This window comes from Asanoa ferruginea, assembly GCF_003387075.1.
Classification (GTDB): domain Bacteria; phylum Actinomycetota; class Actinomycetes; order Mycobacteriales; family Micromonosporaceae; genus Asanoa; species Asanoa ferruginea.
The window spans coordinates 3,154,306-3,171,473 of record NZ_QUMQ01000001.1; the positions used below are offsets into that span (position 1 = coordinate 3,154,306).

At 70.0% G+C, this 17,168-nt stretch carries 15 protein-coding genes; 7 read left to right on the forward strand and 8 right to left on the reverse strand.

What is annotated here, in order from left to right; genetic code table 11:
• The first annotated feature begins 79 nt into the window (after nt 1-79).
• Nucleotides 80-1,294 (forward strand): threonine--tRNA ligase, encoded by a 1,215-nt coding sequence (gene thrS, locus DFJ67_RS14960; RefSeq protein ID WP_116068444.1) that lies wholly within the window; start codon nt 80-82, stop codon nt 1,292-1,294.
• Nucleotides 1,295-1,298: 4 nt separating this feature from the next.
• Here the strand turns inward: thrS and nhaA are convergent, their stop codons facing one another.
• Both nhaA and DFJ67_RS14970 read right to left on the reverse strand, forming a co-directional pair.
• Nucleotides 1,299-2,546, reverse strand: coding sequence for a Na+/H+ antiporter NhaA (nhaA, locus tag DFJ67_RS14965; RefSeq protein ID WP_116068445.1), 1,248 nt, complete (start codon nt 2,544-2,546; stop codon nt 1,299-1,301).
• Nucleotides 2,547-2,872: 326 nt separating this feature from the next.
• On the reverse strand, nt 2,873-3,319 hold the full coding sequence (locus DFJ67_RS14970) for a DoxX family protein (RefSeq protein WP_116076222.1): 447 nt from the start codon (nt 3,317-3,319) through the stop codon (nt 2,873-2,875).
• A gap of 87 nt (nt 3,320-3,406) precedes the next feature.
• Here DFJ67_RS14970 and DFJ67_RS14975 point away from each other — a divergent pair, with 87 nt between their 5' ends.
• Complete coding sequence (locus DFJ67_RS14975; protein ID WP_116068446.1) at nt 3,407-3,979, forward strand: TetR/AcrR family transcriptional regulator; 573 nt, start codon at nt 3,407-3,409, stop codon at nt 3,977-3,979.
• 87 nt (nt 3,980-4,066) lie between these two features.
• Here DFJ67_RS14975 and DFJ67_RS14980 read toward each other — a convergent pair whose 3' ends face one another.
• On the reverse strand, nt 4,067-5,506 hold the full coding sequence (locus tag DFJ67_RS14980) for a GuaB1 family IMP dehydrogenase-related protein (protein WP_116068447.1): 1,440 nt from the start codon (nt 5,504-5,506) through the stop codon (nt 4,067-4,069).
• 32 nt (nt 5,507-5,538) lie between these two features.
• Nucleotides 5,539-7,305 (reverse strand): acetyl/propionyl/methylcrotonyl-CoA carboxylase subunit alpha, encoded by a 1,767-nt coding sequence (locus tag DFJ67_RS14985; protein WP_116068448.1) that lies wholly within the window; start codon nt 7,303-7,305, stop codon nt 5,539-5,541.
• Between the two features lie 70 nt (nt 7,306-7,375).
• On the opposite strand from DFJ67_RS14985, the gene DFJ67_RS14990 reads away from it, so the two are divergent.
• From DFJ67_RS14990 to DFJ67_RS15005, 4 genes are all read left to right on the forward strand, one after another.
• On the forward strand, nt 7,376-7,993 hold the full coding sequence (locus tag DFJ67_RS14990; protein WP_308442557.1) for a PadR family transcriptional regulator: 618 nt from the start codon (nt 7,376-7,378) through the stop codon (nt 7,991-7,993).
• Nucleotides 7,994-8,055: 62 nt separating this feature from the next.
• A complete protein-coding gene (locus DFJ67_RS14995; RefSeq protein WP_116076226.1) occupies nt 8,056-9,015 on the forward strand; it encodes an ATP-binding cassette domain-containing protein in 960 nt (319 codons plus the stop codon).
• Between the two features lie 2 nt (nt 9,016-9,017).
• Entirely contained in the window at nt 9,018-9,782 is a 765-nt protein-coding gene (locus DFJ67_RS15000) for an ABC transporter permease (protein ID WP_116068449.1), read from the forward strand.
• A 149-nt stretch (nt 9,783-9,931) separates the two neighbouring features.
• Nucleotides 9,932-11,131 (forward strand): MFS transporter, encoded by a 1,200-nt coding sequence (locus DFJ67_RS15005; protein WP_116068450.1) that lies wholly within the window; start codon nt 9,932-9,934, stop codon nt 11,129-11,131.
• Here the strand turns inward: DFJ67_RS15005 and DFJ67_RS15010 are convergent.
• The 4 genes from DFJ67_RS15010 to DFJ67_RS15025 form a co-directional block, all read right to left on the reverse strand.
• On the reverse strand, nt 11,075-11,707 hold the full coding sequence (locus tag DFJ67_RS15010) for a nucleoside triphosphate pyrophosphatase (RefSeq protein ID WP_116068451.1): 633 nt from the start codon (nt 11,705-11,707) through the stop codon (nt 11,075-11,077). The genes DFJ67_RS15005 and DFJ67_RS15010 overlap by 57 nt on opposite strands.
• A gap of 6 nt (nt 11,708-11,713) precedes the next feature.
• Nucleotides 11,714-12,796 (reverse strand): S8 family serine peptidase, encoded by a 1,083-nt coding sequence (locus DFJ67_RS15015; RefSeq protein ID WP_170215853.1) that lies wholly within the window; start codon nt 12,794-12,796, stop codon nt 11,714-11,716.
• Between the two features lie 1,170 nt (nt 12,797-13,966).
• Nucleotides 13,967-14,377 carry a hypothetical protein gene (locus tag DFJ67_RS15020; protein ID WP_116068453.1) on the reverse strand — a complete coding sequence of 137 codons (411 nt, stop codon included), beginning with the start codon at nt 14,375-14,377 and terminating at the stop codon, nt 13,967-13,969.
• Nucleotides 14,378-14,464: 87 nt separating this feature from the next.
• Nucleotides 14,465-14,671: an acyl-CoA carboxylase subunit epsilon gene (locus DFJ67_RS15025; protein WP_116068454.1), complete on the reverse strand. Its 207-nt coding sequence runs from the start codon at nt 14,669-14,671 to the stop codon at nt 14,465-14,467.
• Nucleotides 14,672-14,754: 83 nt separating this feature from the next.
• On the opposite strand from DFJ67_RS15025, the gene DFJ67_RS15030 reads away from it, so the two are divergent.
• Nucleotides 14,755-17,160: a serine/threonine-protein kinase gene (locus DFJ67_RS15030; protein WP_211333956.1), complete on the forward strand. Its 2,406-nt coding sequence runs from the start codon at nt 14,755-14,757 to the stop codon at nt 17,158-17,160.
• Nucleotides 17,161-17,168 lie beyond the last annotated feature (8 nt).

Genomic DNA, 17,168 nt, shown 5'->3' on the forward strand with positions numbered 1-17,168 from the left:
CCAGCCCCGGGGCGATCCGCCACCGGGGCGCTTTGCTGTGCGGTGGTGGGTCGTCGCGGGCGACTTTCCAGGAGCAGACATGATCGACCATCGCAAGCTCGGGCGTGAGCTCGGCATCTTCCACTCCGACCCGCGTTCCGGCGCCGGCCTGCCGATCTGGCTGCCGGCCGGTGCGGCCGCGCGGCACGCCGTCGAGGAATACCTGCGCGAGCTCGAACGCCGCAACGGTTACCAGCACGTCTATTCACCGCCGCTGGGCCGGCGCGAGCTGTTCGAGCTGTCCGGCCATCTCGGCTATTTCGCCGACGACATGTTCCCGCCCATGCGCGTCTCCGACGACGACGAACTGATGCTGCGCCCCGCGCTGTGTCCGCACCACTCGCTGGTCTACCTGGCGCGCGGGCGGTCCTACCGGGAGCTGCCGTTGCGGATCGCCGAACTCGGCGGCATGTATCGCAGCGAGCGCTCCGGGGTCCTGGGCGGGCTGAGCCGGGTGCGGGCGATCCAGCTCAACGACGCGCACATCTTCTGCGCCCTTTCCGACGTGGGCGCCGAGGTGGCCGCGGTGCTTCGGCTGGTCGACGTCGCGCACGCCGCGCTGGGGGTGCGGGTCAGCGGCCTGCGGCTGGCGTTGCGGGGGCCGGGCGAGAAGTATGTCGGTTCCGACGCCTCGTGGGAGCTGGCGGAGTCGTTGCTGCGCGCGGCGCTCGCGGACCGGTCCTATGTGGAGGTCCCCGGTGAGGCGGCGTTCTACGGTCCGAAGATAGACATCCAGGTGGAAGACGCCGCGGGACGGGAGTGGACCCTGTCGACCGTGCAACTCGACTTCGACAAGCCGGCGCGTTTTGACCTGTCCTATGTGGATGACCGTGGCTCGCGGGGCCGGCCCGTGATGGTGCACCGCAGCCTGGTCGGCAGCATGGAGCGGCTGTTCGGCTATCTCATCGAGGCACACGAGGGTGCGTTCCCGGCCTGGTATGCGCCACTGCAACTGCGGGTGCTGCCGGTTTCGGCGGAGTCGTCGGGCGCGGCGGCCGCGTTCGGAGCTGCGGCGCTCGACGCCGGGCTGCGGGCCGACGTCGTGGCCGAGAGCGGCTCGCTCGGTGCCCGGATCCGCGAGGCCGCCGGGCTGCGGGTGCCCTATGTGGCGGTGATCGGCGAGCGCGAGGCGGCGGCGGGCGAGGTCGCGCTGCGCGTGCGGGGCGGCCGCGAACTGCCGCCGATGCCGGTCGCCGAGGCCCTGCGGCTGATCGGGGGTGTGGTCGGCGCGCGGTCCCACGAGTTGGTGCCATAGCGCGTCAGTTCTCGTAGCAGTCGTCGCGTTCCTCCTCCTCGACCAACTCGCGGTAGTGCCGGTTGCGGCCGCGCAGCACGACGGTCGCGACGGCTGCCGCGAGCACCGAGCCGACCAGGATGCCGAGCTTGGCCGTGGCGTCCCGGTCGCTACCCGGGCCAAACGCGAGTTCGCCGATCAGCAACGCGACGGTGAAGCCGACCCCGGCGAGCACGGCCAGCCCGAGCACGTCCCACCAGGAAAGGCCCTTGGCGAGTTCGGCCCGGGTGAACCGCTGCACCAGCCAGGTCGAGCCGAGCACCCCGACGGTCTTGCCGACCAGCAACCCGGCCACGATCCCGATCAGCACCGGGTCGCCGAAGCCGCCTGCGCCGGACACGGTGACGCCGGCCGCGAAGAAGGCGAAGACCGGCACGGCAAGACCGGCGGAGAGCGGCCGCCAGCGATGCTCGAAATGCTCGGCCAGCCCGGGCCCCTCGCCCGGGCTACGACGCCGCACCGGCACGGTGAAGGCGAGCAGCACGCCGGCGACGGTCGCGTGCACGCCGGACGCGTGCACCAGCCCCCAGGTGACCAGGGCGAGGGGGAGCAGCAGCCACCAGTGCCGCACCCGTTTCTGCACCAGCAGGCCGAAAAGCGCGAGCGGGATCAGCGCGAGCAGCAGCGGCACCGGGTGCAGGCTCGTCGTGTAGAAGGCGGCGATGATGGTGATCGCCAGCAGGTCGTCGACGACGGCCAGGGTGAGCAGGAAGGTGCGCAGCGCGGCCGGCAGGTGGGTGTTGATGAGACCCAACACGGCCAGCGCGAAGGCGATGTCGGTCGCGGTCGGTATCGCCCAGCCCCGCGGCGCGCCGCCGCTCGTCGTCGCGTTGATGGCGACGTAGATGACCGCTGGCATGGCCATCCCGCCGATCGCGGCCGCGACGGGCAACGCCGCGCGCCGCGGGTCGCGCAGGTCACCGGCGACGAACTCGCGCTTGAGTTCGAGCCCGGCGACGAAGAAGAAGATGGCCAGCAGCCCATCGGCGGCCCATTCGGCGACGGTGAGGTCAAGGTGCAGCGCGGCGGGGCCGAACTGGAAGTCGGAGACCGTCTCGTAGGTGCCGGACCAGGGCGTGTTGGCCCAGATCAGTGCCGCGACGGCGGCACCGACGAGAAGCAGGCCGCCGGTGGTCTCGGTGCGCAGAATCGCGGCGATGCGGCTGGTCTCGACGAGGCTGCCGCGCCCGAAGAGCCGGATCTTCTCCGCCACGGATGCGTTCCTCCGGAAGGGTCGGCAAACGGATCGCCGACCAGCCTTCCCGGCACACCCTGTTCGTCACCTTACCGGCGATTGCCAGCGGTTTCGGGGCTGTCGGAGCGGAGGCTTTGCTCTGCTCACACATACGCACCTCCCTGGCGGCGGGCAGGTGCGTGGATGTGAGCAGAGCCGAGAGGCCTTGCTCTGTTCACGCATACGCACCTCCCTGGCGGTGGCCAGGTGCGTGGGTGTGAGCAGAGCAAAGCCTTGCTCTGCACCCCTGTAGGCACCACCTCGGCGGGCCGGTGGCGTCCAGAGGGGTGCAGAGCAAGTGGAGATCAACCCGCGAAGGCAACCGCCACCGCCAGGCCGACCCAGAGGACCTGGAGGATGCTGCGCCGTCCGATCGGTTCGACCGGCCGCCCGCCGAGCGACAACTTGCGCCGCGCCGCCGAGACGTTGGCCGGGAACATCGCGATCATCAGCAGGGCGAGGGCACCGGCGGCCAGCCGGGAGGTCACCGGGATCAGCAGCCCGACCGCCCCGGCCAGTTCGAGCAGCCCGGTGACGGTGACCAGCAACTCGGGCCGCGGCAGGCGCGGCGGGACCATCGCGATCATGCCGGCCCGCATTCGCGGTGCGAAGTGGGCCAGGCCGGTGACCACGAACATGAGGGCCAGGCCGACCCGCAGCGCGGGGTGCCAGCCGTCGAGGGCGTCGACGCCGGCCAAGCCGGCCACGCGGGCGAGGACGAAACCGATGATCAGGAACACCAGGGGTGCCATGCCGAACTCCTTCATCTTGTCGGTGTCAAGTTAACAGCAGAACTTGTCACTGGCAAGTTAGAGTGGTGGCATGAGAAAGTGGCGCGCATGACACGGCCCTACCACCACGGCGACCTACGGCGGACCCTGCTGGCAGCGGCGGCGGAAGCGATCACGGAGCACGGCCCGGCCGCGCTGAGCCTGCGCGACCTGGCTCGCCGGGCCGGCGTCTCGCACGCCGCCCCGGCACACCACTTCGGCGACAAGGCGGGCCTGCTCACCGCGCTCGCCGCCGAGGGCTTCACGCTGCTCGCCGACGAGCTCGACCGCACCCGCGCGGCCGGTGGCGGCGTGATCGACGCGGGGGTCGGCTATGTGCGGTTCGCGGTCGCCAACCGGGCGCACTTCGCCGTGATGTTCCAGCCCGAGCTGCTCAACCACCACGATCCCGAGCTGATCGCGGCGCAGAGCCGGGCCTCGGGGGCGCTGGGTGCCGCGGTCGCCACCGTGCGGGACGCCGAGCGGCGCGGCGCCGACGCCCGGACCGCCGGCCTCTCCGCCTGGTCGATCGTGCACGGCTTCGCGACGCTGTGGCTGAGCGGCGCCCTGCCGGGCGACCTCGGCGCCGACCCAGAGGAGGCGGCCCGCCAGGTGATCAGACCGCTCTTCGCGCGCGGCTGACAGCAGCCGGCCGCTCACCAGCAGCCAGCCGCTCACCAGCAGCCAGCCGCCGACCAGCAGCCAGCCGCTGGCCAGCCCGGGACCGAGCTACCAGCTCGTCGGCAACGGCATGCCTTCGGCGAACCCGGCCGACGACTGCACACCCACCACCGCGCGCTCGCGGAACTCCGGGATCGACGCGGCGCCGGCGTAGGTGAACGCGCTGCGTACCCCTGCGACGATCTCGTCGATCAGGTCTTCGACGCCGGGGCGGTCGCGGTCGAGATACATCCGCGCGGAGGAGATGCCCTCCTCGAACACCGCCTTGCGGGCCCGGTCGAACGGGCTGTCGTCAGCGGTGCGGGCGCTGACCGCGCGAGCCGACGCCATCCCGAAGCTCTCCTTGTAGCGCCGCCCGTCCGGATCCGTGTAGAGATCGCCTGGCGACTCGTAGGTGCCGGCGAACCAGGAGCCGATCATCACGTTGGACGCGCCCGCGGCAAGGGCCAGAGCAACATCGCGAGGATGGCGTACGCCTCCGTCGGCCCACACGTGCCGGCCCAGCTCGCGGGCCGCGTTGGAGCAGTCGAGCACCGCCGAGAACTGGGGGCGGCCGACGCCGGTCATCATCCGGGTCGTGCACATCGCGCCGGGTCCGACGCCCACCTTGATGATGTCGGCGCCCGCCTCGACCAGGTCGCGCACCCCGGCCGCGGTGACCACGTTGCCGGCGACGATCGGCACCGACGGGTCGAGCCCGCGGACCGCGCGCAGCACGGTCAGCATCCGTTCCTGGTGGCCGTGCGCGGTGTCGACGACCAGCGTGTCGACGCCGGCCTCGAGCAGCGCGGCGGCCTTGCCGACCACGTCGCCGTTGATGCCGATCGCAGCCGCGATCCGCAGCCGGCCCTTGGTGTCGAGCGCCGGTCGGTAGAGGGTCGCCCGCAGCGCGGCCGCCCGGGTGAGCACGCCGACCAGCCTCCCCTCGACGTCGACGACGGGTGCGATCCGGCGCCGGGCGGAGTTGAGGGCGTCGAAGCCGCGCCGCGGGTCGGCCTCGGCCGGCACGGTCAGCAGCTCGGTCGACATCACGTGGCGCACCTGCGCGAACCTGTCGACACCGATCAGGTCGGCTTCGGTGACCACGCCGACCGGGCGCTGCCCGTCGTCGACCACCACGACGGCGCCGTGTGCCCGCTTGGGCAACAGGTGGATGGCGTCGCCGACCGTGTCGGTCGGGCCGAGCGTGATCGCCGTGTCGTGCACCAGGTGGCGCTGCTTGACCCAGGCGATCACGTCGGCGACGACCTCGATCGGGATGTCCTGCGGTATCACCGCCATCGCGCCGCGTCGCGACACCGTCTCGGCCATCCGGCGACCGGCGACGGCGGTCATGTTCGAGACCACGAGCGGGATGGTGGTGCCGCTGCCGTCGTCTGTGGACAGATCCACGTCGAGGCGGGACACCAGGTCCGACCGGGCTGGCGTCATGAAGACGTCACTGTACGTCAGATCGTGGTTGGGCGCGTTGCCGTCGAGAAACTTCACCGAGCCATCATTCCCGCAGGTCCCCTGCGTTGCTAAGCGATCGTGCAGATCGGGGCGCCGGCGGTCACCGTCGCACCGACCGTAGCCGCCAGACCGGAGACCGTGCCGGCCTTGTGCGCGTTGAGCGGCTGCTCCATCTTCATCGCCTCGAGCACGACGATCAGGTCGCCCTCGGCCACCTCGTCACCGTCAGCGACGGCCACCTTGACGATCGTGCCCTGCATGGGCGAGCTGAGCGTGTCGCCGCTCGCGGCGCCGGGGCCGCTGTGGGCTCCCGCCCGCCGACCGGGGCGCGTCGTTGGAGCGTTGCCCGAGTTGGCGCCCGTACCCCCGGAAAAACCTGCGGGAAGACGCACCTCGAGCCGCTTTCCGCCCACCTCGACCACGACGGTCTCGCGTTCCGCTGGCGGCGCGGCCGCGGCCGCGGCAGCGGCAGCCGCGTCGAACGGCTCGACGGTGTTGGACCACTCGGTCTCGATCCACCGGGTGTGCACGCGGAACGGCTCGTCGGCGAACGCCGGATCGCGGACGACCAGGCGGTGGAACGGCAGCGCGGTGGCCATCCCGTCGACGACCATCTCGTCGAGGGCGCGGCGGGCGCGTTCGAGCGCCTCGATCCGGGTCTCGCCGGTGACGATGACCTTGGCCAGTAGCGAGTCGAAGTTGCCGCCGATGACGTCACCCTCGGCGATGCCGGCGTCGACCCGGACGCCCGGGCCGCTCGGCAGCCGCAGCTTGGTGACCGTCCCGGGAGCGGGCAGGAAGTTTCGGCCGGGGTCTTCCCCGTTGATCCGGAACTCGAACGAGTGTCCGCGCGGCGCCGGGTCTTCGACGTGCCGCAACGGCTCACCGTCGGCGATCCGGAACTGCTCCCGGACCAGGTCGAGGCCGGAGGTCTCCTCGGACACCGGGTGCTCGACCTGGAGCCGGGTGTTGACCTCGAGGAAGGAGATCGTGCCGTCGGTGCCGACCAGGTATTCGACCGTGCCGGCGCCCTCGTAGGCGGCCTCGCGACAGATCGCCTTGGCGCTCTCGTGGATCTGTTTGCGCTGGTCGTCGGTGAGGAACGGGGCCGGAGCCTCCTCGACCAGCTTCTGGTGACGGCGCTGGAGCGAGCAGTCGCGGGTGCCGACCACGACCACGTTGCCGTGCCGGTCGGCCAGCACCTGGGCCTCGACGTGCCGCGGGTGATCGAGGTAGCGCTCCACGAAGCACTCGCCCCGGCCGAACGCCGCGACCGCCTCGCGGGTGGCGCTCTCGAACAGCGCCGGGATCTCCTCGATCGTGCGGGCCACCTTCAGGCCGCGGCCGCCACCGCCGAACGCCGCCTTGATCGCGACGGGCAGGCCGTGCTTCTGCGCGAACTCGACCACCTCGTCGGGGCCCTTGACCGGGTCGGGAGTGCCGGGGACGAGGGGTGCGCCGGCCCGCTGCGCGATGTGCCGGGCGGTGACCTTGTCGCCGAGGTCGCGGATCGCCTGCGGCGACGGGCCGATCCAGGTCAAACCCGCTTCGGTCACCGCGGCCGCGAAATCGGCATTCTCCGACAGAAACCCATAACCAGGGTGTACGGCGTCAGCGCCGGCGCGCGTGGCGATGTCGATCAGCTTGTCGATGCGCAGGTAGGTCTCGGTGGCGCTGTCGCCGTCGAGCGCGTAGGCCTCGTCGGCCAGCACCGCATGCGGCGCCTCGCGGTCGGAGTCGGCGTAGACGGCGACGCTGCCCAGCCCGGCGTCCCGACAGGCACGGATGACCCGTACCGCGATCTCGCCGCGATTGGCGATCAGAACCTTGCGCATATTCGGGAGTGTATCGGCGCGGATGATCAACTTACCCATTAGTAGCTGTGGGATGTGCAACGCTTGGCCCGTGTCGGCAACCCGGATGATGATCCTCGGCGCGGTGCGGTTGATGCAGCCCGTGCACGGCTACGACGTACGCCGTGAGCTGCTCAGTTGGGGTGCTGACAAGTGGGCCAACGTGCAACCTGGATCGATCTATCACGGGTTGCGCAAGCTCACCGAAGAGGAGATGTTGCGTGCGGTCGGCACCGACCAGGTCGGTGGGCGGCCGGCCCGCACGTCCTATGAGATAACGGCCAAGGGCGAAGCCGAATTCGAGACCCTGTTGCGCGATCAGTGGTGGAATGTCGCGCTTCCGACGGACCCGTTCTTCGCGGCCTTCTCCTTCGTGGATGCCCTGCCGCGCGAGGAGGCGTCGGCGGCGCTGCGCAACCGGGCCAGGGTGCTGCGGGCGACGGTCGACGGCCTGCGCGCGTCGCTCGAGTCGCGCTGGATCAGTGAGCTGAAGCCGACCCACGTGGCCTGGATGTTCGAGTTGAGCATCATCCGCTCGGAGGGGGAGATCGACTGGTGTGAGCGCATCGCCGACCTGATCGATTCAGGAGTGTCGTACCTCCCGGATAGCCTCCGCGAGTCTCCCGAGTTCCGCGACTATCTCGACGGATCAAGCAATATTCAACGTTGACCATTCGAGTTATATCGCGTTAAGGTCCCGGGTGACACACGTCGACCCGGGGGTGGTTCATGATCATCGAGACCAGTGGGCTGCGGAAGTCATTCCGTTCCCGCCAGGGCAGAGAGAAGAAGACAGTCGAGGCCGTGCGCGGCGTCGACCTGCGCGTCGACGAGGGCGAGATCTTCGGGTTCCTCGGCCCCAACGGCGCCGGCAAGACCACCACACTGCGCATGCTGGCCACGCTGATCGTCCCCGACGGCGGCGAGGCCACGATCGCGGGCGCCGACCTGCTGCGCGACCCGGGCGAGGTGCGCCGGCGGATCGGCTATGTCGCGCAGGGCGGGAGCACGTGGGACGACTCCACCGCGCGTGAAGAGCTGGTGCTCCAGGCCCGGCTCTACGGCATGGGCAAGGCCGCCGCGCTCGAGCGGGCCGCCCGGGCGCTCGACGCGTTCCAGCTTTCCGACTACGCCGACCGCAAGTGCAAGACCTACTCGGGCGGCCAGCGGCGCCGGGTCGACATCGCGCTGGGCATCATCCACGAGCCGCGGGTCGTCTTCCTCGACGAGCCGACAACGGGCCTCGACCCGCAGAGCCGCGCACACATGTGGGACGAGATCCGCCGCCTGCGCTCCGAGGGCATGACGGTCTTCATCACCACGCACTACCTCGAAGAGGCCGACGCGCTCTGCGACCGCATCGCGATCATGGATAACGGCGAGATTGTCGCCCAGGGCACCCCGGCGGAGCTCAAGCGCGAGATCTCCCACGACGTCATCACGGTCGGGCTCAACGGCGCCACGGCTGAGGCGGCGACGCTGCTCGATGCGTCGACGTTCGTGGCCCGGCTGGAGAAACTCGACAGCGGCGACGGCCTGCGCCTGTTCGTCGACGACGGCGCCACCGCGATGCCACAGGTGCTGCGCGAGCTGGAGCGCAACGGCGTCACCCTCAAGTCGATCGAGTTGCACCGCCCGAGCCTCGACGACGTCTTCCTGACCAAGACCGGCCGATCGCTGCGGGAGAAGTGACGATGAAGTTCCTCCGAGACTGCTGGTTGATCTTCCAGCGGCAGATCCAGCTCCTGCTCCGCAACCCGATCTGGGTCTTCGTCGGCGTCTTCCAGCCGGTGATGTACCTGTTGTTGTTCGCGCCCCTGCTCAAGCCCGCGCTGTCCCCGCTCGGCGTGACCACCGACGCCGAGGCCTACCGGGTCTTCGTGCCCGGCCTGCTGGTGCTGCTGGCCATCTTCGGCGGCCTGTTCCAGGGCTTCGGCCTGATCGCCGAGCTGCGCGCCGGCGTGATCGAGCGGTCCCGGGTCACCCCGGTGAGCCGGTTCGCGTTGCTGCTCGGCCGTTCCCTGCGCGACGTGGTCTCGCTGATCGCCCAGGCCGGCATCATCACGCTGCTCGCGCTCTTCTTCGACTTGCGGGTGTTCATCGGCGACCTCTTGCTGGCCTACCTGATGCTGGCACTGATCGCGCTGATGACCTCGGCGGTGTCCTACGGCGTGGCCCTGGCGGTGAAGAGCGAAGACGCGCTGGCGCCGCTGATGAACACGGTGGCCCAGCCGGTCCTGCTGCTCTCCGGCATCCTGCTGCCGCTTCAGTTCGCGCCGGGCTGGCTCGAAGACGTCGCCAAGTGGAACCCGTTCTCCTGGGCGGTCGACGGCACCCGCGCCCTGTTCGCGGGCGACGTCGGCAACGACAAGGTCTGGCAGGGCCTCTTGATCGTGGCGGTGCTGACCGTCCTGGCCGTCTGGTGGGCGGCGCGCGAGTTCGCGCGCAGCGTCCGCTGACGCCTGTTGCCGGCCGCTGACGGCCGCTGCCGTCCGCTGCCTCCGGGGGGAGGGGTGGTGATACCCGCGAGCCACGGGGTCGCGGGTATCACCATCGCGGGCCTTTCCCGGAGGTCCGTGCAACCGCTCTCTCCGCGTACGGTGAGGTCGTGCCGCGCCTAGTCCACGACCGCATCACCCTGCTGCTCTATGCGCAGCTAGGTGTCTGGGGCTTCTTCCTCTACGGCTTCGGCCCGGTCGTGCCGTTGCTCCGCGACGAGCAGGGCGTCAGCGCGGCGCTGGCGAGCCTGCACGGGACCGGCCTGGCGGCCGGCATTCTCATTGCCGGCTTCATCTTCTCGCCGGTCTCCCGTCGCATCGGCCGCGGCGCCACGATCTGGGTAGGCCTGACCGGCGTCGTGCTGGTGATCGTCATCCTGTGGTTCGCCCGCCCGCTACCCATCACGGTCGGCGCGGCCGTCCTGGTCTCGATCTTCGGCTCATTCATCGTCAACGGCGTCAACGCCGCGATCTCCGACCACCAGGGCGCAGCCGCCCCGGCGGCACTGAGCGAGGCAAACGCGGCGGCCGCCTTCACGGGCATCGTGTCACCGGTCGTCGTAGGCGTCTTCGTCGGCGTAGGCCTGGGCTGGCGCCCGGCCCTGTCCCTGGTGATCGTGCTCATCCTCGGCGTACTGGTGCTAGCGAGGCTGTGGCGGGTGGGCACCCCGGCGCGCGCCTTGCCCGTCACTGGTTCCGCCCGGCCGGGCCGCCTGTCCCGGTCCTACTGGATCACGCTGATCCTGCTCGCCTCGACGTCGTCGATCGAGGTCTGCTTCTCGCTGTGGGCGGTCGACGTGCTGCGCACCCACGCCGGCATGGCGTCGGGCCCGGCCGCGGCTGGCTTCGCGGCCGTCCTGGCCGGCATGTTCATCGGCCGCCTGGTAGCCGGCCGGGTCGCGTTGCACATCCCGACGATCCGCTTGCTGTTGCTGTCCCTGGCCATTTCCCTGGCCGGCTTCGCAATCTTCTGGGTGGCGACGGCCCCGTGGCTGGCCATCCTGGGCCTACTGGTGGTCGGCCTCGGCATAGCCGTCCAATACCCGCTGGTCATCTCGCTTGCGCTGGCGGCCGCCCCCGGCCAGGCCGACCGAGCGTCCGGCCTGACCTCCTACCCGGTCGCCTTCGGCTTCGGGGTCGCCCCCGTGGTGCTGGGCGCCTTGGCCGACCGCTCAGGCCCACACCAGGCCTTCCTGGTGCTGCCGTTCTTCATCCTGGCGGCGGTGGTCCTGACGATGTGGCTGGCGCGGTCGCTAGCTCTTCCACAGATCGGTGAGCCGCACGCCGAGGTCGTCGAGCAGGTGGCGTAGCAGCGGCAAGGAAAGCCCCACGACCGTCCCGTGGTCGCCCTCGATCCGCTCAACAAAGGGCCCGCCGAGCCCATCGATGGTGAACGCGCCGGCAACATTGAGCGGTTCCCCGGTGCCGACGTAGGCGGTGATCTCCTCGTCGCTGAGCTCGGCAAAGTGCACCACGGTAGACCCGACCGCGCCGACGGTGACCCCCGCGAGGTCGATCAGGTAATGCCCGGTGTGCAGCACCCCGGAGCGCCCGCGCATGTTCTGCCACCGTTGGACGGCATCGGCGGCATCAACGGGCTTACCGAGCACCTGCCCGTCAAACTCAAGGACGGAATCACACCCGAGCACGAGCAACCGCCCGCCGGGACTGATCGACAACCCTTCGGCCCCAAGCCGCCGCGCGACTTCGGTCGCCTTCATGCGAGCAAGCGTCTGGCAAAGCTCTTGAGCACTAGGCTCCCGAACCGCCGACTCGTCGACCCCGCTGACCACCACTTCCACGTCAATCCCAGCCGCGCTGAGCAGCGCCCGCCGGGCCGGACTCGCCGATGCCAACACCAAGGTTGTAGATCCAGCCGTACGCACGGGGAGCTACGGTACCGGTCCCCTCGCCGCGCGATGCCGACGGGCACGCACATGGAGCACGAACCCAGCGATAACCACCCCAACCACAACCAAGGCCACAATCCCAATCGCCGACCCGTCACCATCCGGTCCTGCTGGCGCCGCGGCGCTCTGGCTTGGGGTGGCCTGGGTGGGGGGCGGTAGGTCCGCGGTAAGTGCCGCAACAAGATTCAGCACCCCGAAGCCATACTGATCGTCCCGCCCCGGCGCCCCCTTGTCGGTTGCGGTAGCAGTAAGCCGACGCACCACCTCAACGGCCGACAGCTCAGGAAACCGACTCCGCACCAAGGCCACGGCCCCAGAAACAATCGCCGCAGCGTCGGAGGTGCCAGTGCCGGGGCCATATCTCCCATGCGGACGCGTGGTCATGATGTCGATGCCTGGAGCAGCAATTACCAGGCCGTCGCCGGTGACCGACGTGGCAGCTAGATCCCCGTCGCGATCCGTAGCCCCAACCGCGACCACACCGGGGTATGCCGCCGGGAAGCCCACCTGTGAACTCGGCCGGTTTCCTGCTGCTGCGACCACAACAATGTCCGCAGCAATCGCAGCTTCAACCGCGGCTCGAAGGTCCGGTGCGGGGTTGCCGTCTCCAGAGATGTTGATGACCTTGGCACCGTGCATCCTTGCCCAGTTGATCCCCTTCGCCACCGACTCTTGCCCGATCAGGTCGTTGTTTAGATCAACAGCTATCGGCAAGATCTTTGCTTTTGGTGCTATGCCGAGGATCCCAGTAGCGCCTTGGCCATGAGCGGCAATAATTCCCGCCATCCCGGTGCCATGGCCAGTCAGGTCCGAACGACCATCCGACCCATTGGCTGCAATCTCTGTTCCGGGTAGGACGTTGCCGGCGAGGTCAGGATGGAGATCCACGCCGCTGTCGATTACCGCCACGGTGACTCCCGATCCATCGCTGATCTTATGCGCGGAGGGGATGTCGAGGAATCGAAGGTGCCATTGTTGGTCGCGTACCTCATCCGCGCCCGCGAGCCCGGTCGTTGCGAGGACTACGCCTACGAGCATATGAGTTAAGGCGCGAACCTTGATCACCGCTCTACGCCAATCGTTGGGCCGGGATCGAAGTCCGAATTGATCGCGGGCGGCGTCACGACCGGTGGCACTCCTTGACGAGTTTCCCATGGGTGATCTGGGTCTCGCCTCTTTACGCTGCTGCTGCTTCCCTGGCCCCGTTGTTGCGGAAAATGAGCCGGTTGGCTTCCGGTGATGACACCTCCTGGTGGGTTGGGCCGAGAAGTGCCACCGGATCCATGCGGCCCCGCAGACGAGGGCATTCTGCCGATGACGCCGCCGGATGGCAGCGCGCTGGGAGAGCGATTTGTCGGGTTGCTATTGGACAATCCCGGCGCGGAACGCGCCTTGGGATCTCTCCGAACGGCGGGCATCGAGGTCGCTGTCGGGAGGAGGACGCTCCGACTCGCTGTGGCAACGGCTCGCGGAGAATTTTCTGGCACCTGGTTTGCTACTGGGAGCGTGCTGTCGTGTCCGATGAGGTGCGAGGCCGAACCCCCCAGCCGCTCGACGCCGTCAAAGTTAGCTGTTTTAGACGGCGGCTCGAGCACCGGGATCGTCGGCACAGTGGAGAGTGCCTTTGGCAGAAGAGCGGGGTCTTCTCTGGGACCCGACGACTCATATGGCGTTGGCCGACGGAGTTGGGTTTGGGCTAGGACCAGGGTGTGGCTTAGGTCGGTCATGATCGTGCGGGCCTTGACGTTGAGCCGCTCCATGTCCGCGGCGGCTACCGGCGGCGGGCCCAACGATGTGCCGGGGACCTGGGAAGCCTTCGTCTGCTCGACCAAGTCTTCGTAGTCCTTTAAAGTCGCCAACTTCGCGGCGTACTCGGCGTTGATTGACGCCACCTTTGTGCGGGCTGAGTCGAGGGTCAGGGTGGCCGTCGAGAGGGCGCTGTAGTTGGTGGCCGCCACCTCGTGGGTCGCTCGGACGTGGCCGATCAGATAGTCCAACCGCGCGATGAAGGCACGCGCTGCCGGGCTTTTCTCTGGCGGCCAGGCCTCGGCCAGGTGATCTCGATATACCTGCAGCCGGGCCATGTGGGTGGCCGTCAGTTCCGTGAGCTTGCGCAGACCGGCCACGTGACGCCAATGCGCATCGGTCACTTGCGGCGCGATCATTCGCCACATCGACGGGGCGTCGTGAGCTGTCCAGTCCGTGGCGCTGCGGGTCGCCGACCCCGTGGCCGTGTCACGCATTGTGCGGGTCCGGGAAGCCGGCGGCCGTCTTGTCGAGGGCGGCACGGACGTCTTCGACCTTCGCCGCGGCGAACGCGTCTGCCGCGCGGTAGTTGCGGCTCACCTCGCCCGCCGCGACCGCGAAGCCGCCGGTTACGTCCTGGTAGTAGTAGACCGTGTAAGCCGTGTCCTGCGCCGACGCGGTGTGGCTTTCCAGGAAGGCCAGCAACTCTGGAAAGTCGGTGTAGGCCGGCGGGAGCTCGGTCATGATGTCGTCGAAGATCGGGTCGAGGTGCGGCGCGAAGTTGTTGTGGACTTCGGCTTCTAGTTTTGCCGCGAACTCGGCCATGCGGTCGATGTCGGCCTCGATGGCCTCATAGTCGTTTAGCCACGCCGGGGAAAGGTCCTCGTTGGACCGGGCCACCTCAGATCCCTCCTCGCGGTCACCAATCCATTGCTGACCGTGAGGTTAGACCCGCCGCACCAGGCGGCGCAGCCCTGAATGTGCGACTTAGCGGGGCAGGCCTGACGCGCGCCATGCACCCGGGCCCGCCGGTAGTGGGCCGGGTCGGGCGGATCGGGTCCAATGCGACGAAGTCGCCCGCCCCGGCGCAGTCGGCGTTGGGCGGAGGCGCACTGTCAGGACGCCGACCAGCGCCGCCAACTCCTCCGGGGTCGGGGTGCCGCGGGTGACCTTGAACAGGGGTTCGTCCGACATCCCTCCAGCGTACGGTCGGTCTGCGTCACATCAGCAACTGCCGCCCGTGTGGCCTTCAGGTGACACAGGTACGGTTTTGGGTGATGTCGATGACTCCGCCGCAGCTCGTCGCCGACCGGTATCGACTCATCGAGCCGCTCGGTCAAGGCGGCATGGGCCGGGTCTGGTTGGCCCTCGACGAGGTGTTGCACCGCGAAGTCGCGATCAAAGAGCTGGTTCCGCCTCCGGGACTGACCGATGAAGAGCGCCGGGAGACGCGGCAGCGGTCGTTGCGCGAGGCGCGTGCCATTGCCCGGCTCAACCACATCAACGTGGTCCGCATCTTCGACGTGCTCCGCACCGACGGTGATCCGTGGATCGTCATGGAATACGTGGCTAGCCGGTCGTTGCAGGATGTGATCGCCGCCGACGGGCCGTTGCCGGCCGTGCGGGTTGCCGAGATCGGGCTCGGCATGCTGGCCGCCCTCCGTGCCGCGCATCGGGCCGGGGTCGTGCACCGTGACATCAAGCCCGCCAACGTTCTGCTCGCCGACGACGGCCGGGTTGTGCTCACCGACTGGGGACTGGCCACCATGCCGGGCGATCCCACCGTGACGCGCACCGGCCTGGTGCTCGGGTCGCCGGCCTATATCGCGCCCGAGCGCGCCCGCGACGGCACGTCCGGGCCTCTTACCGACATGTGGTCTCTTGGCGCCACGCTCTACGCCGCCGTTGAAGGGCAGTCGCCGTTCGCCCGGCCGTCGGCGCTCGCCACCCTCGCCGCGCTGGCCACCGAGCCGCCGGCGCCGGCCCGGCACGCGGGTGCGCTCCGGCCTGTCCTTAATGGACTGTTGCGGAAAGATCCGGCGGATCGGATCGATCCGGAAGAGGCCGATCGGTTGTTGCGGCGCGCCTCCGGCCGCAAGACCGTCGCGCGTCGCCCTCTTCTCGATGGGGTACGCCGGCCCACCGCACTCCGTGACCGCCTGGGAAACCCCGGCGGAAGCGCGCCCTACTACCAGGGCCTCGCCGCGGCACCCGCCTCCCCGGCCGCCCCCGCGCCGACCGGCCCGGGCGCGCCGACCCCGACCAGCCCTGGCGCGCCGACCCCGACCAGCCCGGGCGCGCCGACCCCCGGCGCGGCGACCCCAACGAGTCCAGGCACGCCAACTCCGACCAGCCCGGCAACACCCGGCCAGGCGAGCCCGGGCGTACCCAGCCAGGCCAGCCCGGCCGCACCGGGCCAGGCCAGCCCGGCCGCACCGGGCCAGGCCAGCCCGGCCGCATCCGGCCAGGCCAGCCCGGCAGCGCAAACCGCGACGAGCCAGGACGCCCCGACCACCCGCCGGCCGCACAACCCGCCCGGCGCCGGCGTCTGGCCGATCTCACCCGCCGCGCCCACCGCGGCCCCGCTGAGCCCCGCGGCCCCGCACCAAGCCAGCCCGACCTCAACCCCGGGACACACTCAACACGACGCCCGCCCGGTCGTCGTGCCAGGTTCCCCGGCCGGCCCGACCGCGGGACCCACTTCACCCGCGACCCCGACGATCCGCCCGACGAGCCCGGCCACAGGCACGGCCCGCCCCACGAGCCCGGCCGCGCACCCGACGAGCCCGGCGACCCACCCCACGAGCCCAGCGACCCACCCCACGAGCCCGGCCGCCCGCCCCACCAGCCCGGCGGCCCGCCCGACGAGCCCGGCCGCCCGCCCGACCAGCCCGGCCAGCCGCCCCACGAGCCCAGCCGGCCGCGCCTCGGTGCCGCCACCGCCGCCCGCCACGGCCCCACCCGGACAGCTGACCCCGGACCGTCCACGCCGGACAGACCAGCGCACCCGCTCCCTGGCCGTGCTGGCAGCGGCGCTCGCGGCCGTCGTACTCATGATGGCCGTCGTCCTGCTTCTCCTCCGCGACGATCCGGCCGCCAACCGCGCCGACCCGCCGCCAGCCGGCAGCACGACGAACGCGACCAACCCGACCAACCCGGCGAAGCCGACGACCCAGCCCGCCGCCCCACCGACCACCAACGCCGCGCCCACCGCGACCCCGACCCCGGCGGGCTTCAAGCTGCCGACCGGCTGGCGGATGCGCGACGACGGCACCGGCTTCGAGGTCCCGGTCCCCGACGGCTGGGCGCTGACCCGCGACGACGACGGCCGGGCCAAGTGGACCGAGCCCAACGGCAACCGCTTCCTGCTCATCGACCAGACCCGCGATCCCCGGCCCGACCCGCGCAAGGACTGGCTCGAGAACGAGTCGGTGCGCAAAAGCGGCTACAACGACTATCGCCGGATCCAGATCAAGACGGTCAAATACTGGGACTCCGCGGCTGACTGGGAGTTCACCTACACGAGCAAGAGCGGCACCCGGCTGCACGTGCTCAACCGCGGCTTCGTGACCGCCAAGGACCAGGCCTATTCCATTTACTGGAGTACGCCCGACGCCCAGTGGCAGTCGAGCCGCGGCGACCTCGCCGTGATCATCCAGGGGTTCAAGCCGGCCCGTCGCTAAAAAGCTGG